A 6,736-nucleotide genomic window follows, 5' to 3' on the forward strand; every position below is an offset into this window, starting at 1 on the left:
CAATCGGCAGGGTGGACGGCTCGCGGCTGGATCGGGAAATCGTTGCCTGCCGCCGGTCTTTTGATCGTCTGCCGCGGGGAAGCCTCCGTGGTGCTCACCGGCGGCGGCATCGGCATTGCGTTGCTACGCGCAGTGCGGTCCAGTCCGGCGTTCGACGCCGTGGACTGGTCCCGGGTCGACGTGTGGTGGGGAGACGAGCGCTTCGTCGCGGCCGACTCCCCCGACCGCAACGATCGGCAGGCCCGGGAGGCACTGCTCGAACACATCCCGGTCGATCCCAACCGGGTCTTCCCGATGGGTCACCTCGCCACGGCAACCGCTGGCAGCGAAGCCGACCTCGCCGCTGCCGACGCCGCCGCGGCGCAGTACGCCAAGCTGCTCGCCAGCCGGGCCGCGCCCGGGGCAAGCGTGCCCGTCTTCGACGTGGTGCTGCTCGGACTCGGCCCGGACGGGCACGTCGCGTCGCTGTTCCCGCACCTGCCCGGGGTGACGTCCACCGAGACGGTCGTGGCCGTCGCGAACAGCCCGAAGCCGCCGCCCCTGCGCATCTCGCTGACCCTGCCGACCATCCAGTCGGCCCGCGAGGTGTGGGTGATCGTCGCTGGCGAGGAAAAGGCGGAGGCGGTCGCCGCGGCGTTCTCCGGCGCCGGCCCGATCGCCGTTCCCGCGACCGGTGCCGTCGGCCGGGAACGCACCTTGTGGTTGGCCGACCGGGCAGCCACATCCCGTCTCCCGGCGGCCGGCTCTCGTCTCCCGGCGGCCGGCTGATCCGTCAGACACCCGGTGGCCGGTGGGGCCAGAGGCCCTGCCCGCCACCGGGTGGCACGCGACCCGGGAACTCGGGTCGCAAGACGACCGGCTCAGGTCGCAACGGACGCATGCAGGTCGGGACGGACCCGCTCAGGCGAGGATCTTCGTCTTGCCGCGTTCGTACTCGACATCCGAGATGATGCCCTGATCATGCAGATGGGCGAGCTTGCCGAGTTCGTCGGCCCGGCTCGTCCCGGCCGCCTCGCGCAGGTAGGACCGCCAGGCGCGTTCGTTCTGTTCGGCGGCCGCCCGGTTGCGCTCGTGCATGCTGCCGCCCCGGACGATCAGATAGCCAAGGACACCCAGGCACGGCAGCACGATGATCGCCGCGGTCCACCCGGCCTTCGCCCAGCCGGACAGGTCGTGACTGCGGAACACGTCCGTGATCACCGAAACCAGCAGCCAGATCCACAGCACAAACGCGAAGAACCACAACATGTACAGAAATACGCTCAACAGCGGGAAGTCTGGATCCATTACCGCACCTCCAGTCGGGCGGGCGGACGCCGAACGCCCAGGTCCTGGTAATACCCGCCCAGCCCACACCTCACGTCCCGCCGTCTCGACCAGCTCGACCGGCGCGGCGCGGCCGGCGCGGCGCGGCCGGCGCGACCCAGCCGACGAACCACCCAGCTGGAGTCACCCCGAAGCCTGACCGCCGATCCCGACCATCAATGTCATGTGGCCCCGCCGGGCCGGTTACGACGGCCGTCCCTGAAACGTTCGCGGACGGCGCACTAGGTTTTCTCTCGACGCAGCACCGCATGACCGGACGAGGTCAGCAGGGACGCGGAATAGCTGAGATCGAGGGTCCCGTCGGGCAGCACGGTCATCACGTCGACGTCCACCGCGGTGCACGACAGCGATCCGTTGGTGAGCCGCTCGTGAAACCGGGCAGACGTGACGCTGTGGCCGTCGGCACCGGTCGGGACCTCGTGGTTGCTCGGATCGTCGTCGGCCCCCGTCGAGATCAGCTGCAGATCGCTGGTGCAGCCGTCCCGTGGGTTGCGGGCCGTACCCACGGTTTCACCGCCCCGACCTGCCTGCAGGGTCACCGTCAGGGGAAAGGTGATCGGGCCCTGGCGGACCATGCCCTGCCATTTCCCGATCATGCCCGGTGGCACCGTCACCACTGTCGACACCGATCCCGGCACGGGGGTGACCATCGGTGCGCGGGTGGCTGCGGGTGTGGGGGTGACTGCGGGGGCAGGGGTGGCGGTCGTGCTCGGCGCCTGGCGAGCCACGTGGGAGCCAGGCCCGAACGCGGCGAACAGTTGGATCCCGCCCGCCACGAGTGCTGCCACCACCAGCGCGACCACGAGCAGCCACCGGCCCGAGCCCGGCCGCGCCCGCGAATCCGTCCCGGACGCCGGACCAACCGATCCGCCGGTCATTACTGGGACGCCCGTGGACGCCGATGTGCCCGTGGACGCCTCAACGGAGCCGGACACCGAGTCCGAACCAGGTACCGAGTCGGAACCGGACACCGACGGGAAACCGGACGCCGGGTCGGCGCCGGGCACCGCGCCGGCCCAGCGTAGGAGGGTCTGGGCGCCCTCGGCGCCGAGGCGGGTCGCTGGGGTTTTGGCCAGCAGACCGGCGATCGGATGGGCGAGCGGCCCGGCGCGGACGAACTCGGGGGGTTCGGCACCGACGACGGCACCGACGGTGCTCGGCAGGTCCTCGCGGCCGAACGGCGAATGTCCCTCGACGGCGAAGTACAGGCTGGCGCCGAGGGAGAACAGGTCACCGGAGAGGGTCGCCGTGCCGTTGACCAGCCGTTCGGGCGCCGAATAGGCCGGCGTGCCACCTCTGCTGAGCAGACGTTGCACCGCGGCGACGACGAGTGGTCCGTCGTCAACGCGGGCGGAACAGTCGGGAACGGTCGGATCGGAGGACTGCGTCGCGATACCGAAGTCGGTCAGCAGCACCCGTCCGTCGCGGGCCAGCAGAATGTTGGACGGCTTGACGTCCCGGTGCAGCACACCGAGACGCTGCCCGGCGACGAGAGCATCCAGGACCGCGAGGCCGATGTCGGCAACCCGGGCGACGGTCAGCGGGCCGTGCCGCTCGACGGTGGCCGCGAGGGTGTCGGCCGGCACGTACTCCATGACGATCCATGGCAGGCCGTCGTGTTCGACGGCGTCGTGCACCGTGACGACGTGTGGATTGCTCCGCAGCCGGGCGGCCGTGCGCGCCTCCCGCATCGCCGCGTCCACCTGGGCGACCCGCTCAGCGGCGTCGAGATCCGCCGGAAAACGGATCTCCTTGAGCGCGACGTCAACCCGCAACACCTCGTCGTGCGCCTGCCAGACGGTGCCCATCCCGCCGGCACCGAGCCAGGCTCCGAGTCGGTACCGGCCGGCGACGAGCCGCCCTGCGGCCACGAAGGAGCTAGGAGGCACCCCGCAGCTTCGCCAACGCCTCGGCCAGGATGGCCTCCCCGTCCTTCTCGTTGCGCCGCTCCCGGACATACGCGAGATGCGTCTTGTACGGCTCGGTGCGCGGCGGGGCGGGGGTGTTCTCCCGGTCCCGGCCGGCCGGGAGGCCGCAGCTCGGACAGTCCCATGTCTCGGGTACCGCCGCGTCCACGGCGAACGACGGCTTCGTCTCGTGTTCGTTCGCGCACCAGAAGGAGATGCGCTGGCGGGGTGCAGTCTCGCCCCGCTCGGCCTCTCCCATTGGTCCGGCCCCGACCCGGCTCCCCCGAATGGCGTTGCCACCTGCCACGGCCCGCGTGCTCCTTCGTCTCGTCCCATGGATTGCAGTTCGCCGATGCCCGCCGACGTGGCCCGCCCCGCCCCGGTGACTGGTCACCGTGCGGGACGACGACCGGCCGGGCAAGCCCGACGTTCCCGGCACTCCCCCGGTTGTCCCTCCGGGTACGTCCTGGGGGGAGTGTAGGCCGCCACCGCCCGACGTGGATGCACCGACCACCCCAAGCCGACCCAGCACACCCCGAACGATCACTTCCGTCCACCAGCCGGCCCCACCCGGCACCCCCGAGGACCACCAGCCAGGGGTGCCCCGCGGGACCAGCCCACGGTGCTCCGGCGGGTCCGGCAGAGCAGCCGGTGCGAGACCACAGACGGGTCTGGCCGGCGGGTCAGCCGGAGCCGAGGGAGATGGCGGTCGGGTCGGCGGTGCCGACTGAGGGGACGATGGCGAACGTCGTGACGTTGGCGCTGTGCATCACCGGGGTGTGCACGACGGCCAGCGGGATCACCGCCGCGCTGGCGACGACGGTCTGCTCGAGCTGCTCCCAGCCGGCAACCTCGTCGGTCTCGGAGTTCGCCCGCAGCGCGGCGTCAAGCTGGCGACCGGCGGCCAGCTCCCGGTAGCCACCGTCGGCGGGACGCGGACCGACCCAGGTCTCGTCGAGCAGCGGCTGGAAGACGGTTCGCCCGGCATCGCCATACCAGGCCGGCGTGATCCTGGTCAGGGCGAGATCCCAGAACTGAACGCGGGGCGCGACTGCTGCGGCGGCGTACCGATCGCCGGTGCGGATCCGGATGTCCAGTCGGATCCCGGCGCGGGCGAACGACGTCCGCAGGGCCTCGGCGACCGCGGCGTCCGCCGGGCTGTCCGAGGTCAGCAGGGACAGTGCCGTCACCGGCCCGCCGGGCGTGGTGCGCAGGGCCTGCCGGCAACGCTGCGGGTCACCGCTGCCATCGGCGCTCGGGAACGGGTCGAGCGCGGTGTATCCGGTCATCGGTTCCTGCAGCAGCCCGGTGGCCGCGGTGGCGAACTCCGGTCCGCCGAGCGCGTCGGCCAGGCCCGCCCGGTCCACGCAGTACGGCAGCGCCTGTCGGATGCTCTGCTCCCGCAGCGCCGCCGCGGACGGGCCGTCCAGGCCTACGGTCAGGGCCAGCGTGGTACCGACCCCGTCGATGGCGAGCCGGTCGTCCTTGTCCTTGGCGAGCTCCTCGGCCCGCGCCGTGGTCAGCACCGGATCGAGCGACAGGTCCGCGTCGCCGGTCTCGAGTTCCTGCAGCATCGTCTCGGACGACTGGCCGTCGATGATCGTGATGTGGTCGACCAGCGCCCGGCGGATCCCGTCCGAGGAGGCGTTCCAGGACGGGTTGCGGGCCAGCCGGTAGCCGGGCGTGGTGTCCTGTGACCCGGTGAACCGGTACGGCCCGGCCGAGATCAGATTGTGCAGGTAATCCGGCGAGTTCGGCGGATAGGACAGTGCCTCCAGGGGCACCGGGGACGCCGCGGGCAGGGCCAGCACGTCGACGAAGTCGTTCACCGGGGTCAGCAGGTGGAAGGCGACCGTGTCGTCACCGACGATCTCGACACCCTCGATCGTGTTGCTCTCGACGAACGCCGCCGCGTCCGCGATCGGGGTGGCGGCAAGCTCGTCGCAGAACTGGCGGAACCCGACGATCGTCGCGGCGAAGTAGCCTCGCAGCGGCGACGGGTCCGGCGGGGTGCACAACCGCTTGAAGCCCCGGGCCACGTCATTGGCGGTGATCCGACGCTGGTTCGGCGTGTCCCACCGGGCCGCCGCCCGCAGCCGCACGGTGTACACCAGGCCGTTCTCGGTGACCATCGGCGCGCCCACGGCCAGGTCCGGACGCGGGATCGTCGAGCGGGACAGATCGACGTCGCTCGGGTAGCTGTAGAGCTGGCGGGTGACGAGCCTTGCCACCGCCTGTTCGGCAGGTGTCGCCGCCCACCCCGGATCACCGCTGGGCATCTGCCCGGTGACCAGACGCAGGGTGCCGCCGGGCTTCGCGACCGGTGCCGTGGTGGCCGCGGTGCTCGGCGTGGGCGTGGCGGAGATCGGCGCGTCGTCACTCCCGCTACCGCCGCCGCTTCCACTGCCACCGCCACACGCTGCGGTCGTGACCAGGGCCAGCACGGCGGTGATGACCACAGCCGCGAATCGGGACGCCGCCGGCCCGCGGTGGCTGCGGCGAGCACGCGGCGGGTTCAATTCTTCAGCAGCAGACCGAGACCAATGATGCAGATGAACCACACACTGCCCACGATGATCGTCAATCGGTCGAGGTTCTTCTCCACCACCGACGACCCGCCCAGCGAGGACGACACGCCACCACCGAACAGCGTCGACAGACCGCCGCCCTTCGCCCGGTGCAACAGCACGAGCAGGATCATCAGGACGCTCGCGACAATCAGGGCGATCGACAGACCGATCGTCATTTCGGACCAGCTCCTGCTCCCAGGGGATGACGACAGACCACCGCCACCCGATCAGTCGTGACGCCGCCGACGGCAGGGCCGCAGCCGACATCAGATCTCGCCTCGTCAGCAGCCACAAGACCGACAGCCACCGTGCCAGCGGCCACCGACCGACGGCCGCAAACCGACGGCCACAACCCGACGGCCAGGGGCCCGCGGTCACAGCCGACTGCCACAGCGCCAGCGGCCACAGCCGACAGATGCGACGAGGCGAGATGGTACTCAGTGAAAGTACCTCACCCACCCACACCAGCTACGCCTCCGCGCCCCAGACGCTCCCGGCCGCTCCCAGCCACCACACCACCAACACTGCCGCCGCCGCACGATCCACCACGCCCACCCGCCGGCCACCAGCCCCACCCGCCACCAGCAACCCTCCACCGCACCGGTCAGCCCATCGCGCCACCGCGCGCACTACCCACCACCGCACCATCCGCCCACCGGCCAACGCACAGACAGTTATCGGCCACCGCACAGCCGGCCGCCAGCCCGCCCTGTCTGCCGGCCCGCCCTGTCCGCCAGCCCGCACCACCAGCCGGCCCGCCCGGTCTGCGGCACGACCGGCAAACACATGGTCGAGAGAACGGACGCCGAACGCCCATGTGGAGGGGTGGGGGGGGGGGGGGGGGGGGGGGGGGGGGGGGGGGGGCGGGGCGGGGGGGGGGGGGGCCCGGGCGGGGGGGGGGGGCGGGGGGGGGGGGGGGGGCGGGGGGGGGGG

Annotated in this window: 6 protein-coding genes; 1 reads left to right on the forward strand and 5 read right to left on the reverse strand. The window is 71.8% G+C overall.

Annotation, left to right across the window (positions count from 1 at the left end):
- Positions 1 to 30: 30 nt before the first annotated feature.
- On the forward strand, positions 31 to 768 hold the full coding sequence (gene pgl / locus ND747_RS26340) for a 6-phosphogluconolactonase (protein WP_251736974.1): 738 nt from the start codon (positions 31 to 33) through the stop codon (positions 766 to 768).
- 132 nt (positions 769 to 900) lie between these two features.
- Here the strand turns inward: pgl and ND747_RS26345 are convergent, their stop codons facing one another.
- The 5 genes from ND747_RS26345 to secG all read right to left on the reverse strand — a co-directional run bounded on the left by ND747_RS26345 (position 901) and on the right by secG (position 5,979).
- On the reverse strand, positions 901 to 1,287 hold the full coding sequence (locus ND747_RS26345; RefSeq protein ID WP_251736961.1) for an SHOCT domain-containing protein: 387 nt from the start codon (positions 1,285 to 1,287) through the stop codon (positions 901 to 903).
- A gap of 260 nt (positions 1,288 to 1,547) precedes the next feature.
- Positions 1,548 to 3,215 (reverse strand): serine/threonine-protein kinase, encoded by a 1,668-nt coding sequence (locus ND747_RS26350; protein ID WP_251736962.1) that lies wholly within the window; start codon positions 3,213 to 3,215, stop codon positions 1,548 to 1,550.
- The gene (locus tag ND747_RS26355; protein ID WP_251736963.1) at positions 3,205 to 3,540 is read right to left on the reverse strand and encodes an RNA polymerase-binding protein RbpA; all 336 of its coding nucleotides are present in this window, start codon (positions 3,538 to 3,540) and stop codon (positions 3,205 to 3,207) included. Before ND747_RS26355 ends, ND747_RS26350 begins: the two co-directional genes overlap by 11 nt.
- A 376-nt stretch (positions 3,541 to 3,916) precedes the next feature.
- Entirely contained in the window at positions 3,917 to 5,692 is a 1,776-nt protein-coding gene (locus tag ND747_RS26360) for an ABC transporter substrate-binding protein (RefSeq protein ID WP_251736964.1), read from the reverse strand.
- A 56-nt stretch (positions 5,693 to 5,748) separates the two neighbouring features.
- Positions 5,749 to 5,979, reverse strand: a complete 231-nt coding sequence (gene secG, locus ND747_RS26365) for a preprotein translocase subunit SecG (protein ID WP_251736965.1) — start codon at positions 5,977 to 5,979, stop codon at positions 5,749 to 5,751.
- Positions 5,980 to 6,736 lie beyond the last annotated feature (757 nt).

Source organism: Frankia sp. R82 (assembly GCF_023716925.1).
Taxonomy (GTDB): domain Bacteria; phylum Actinomycetota; class Actinomycetes; order Frankiales; family Frankiaceae; genus Frankia.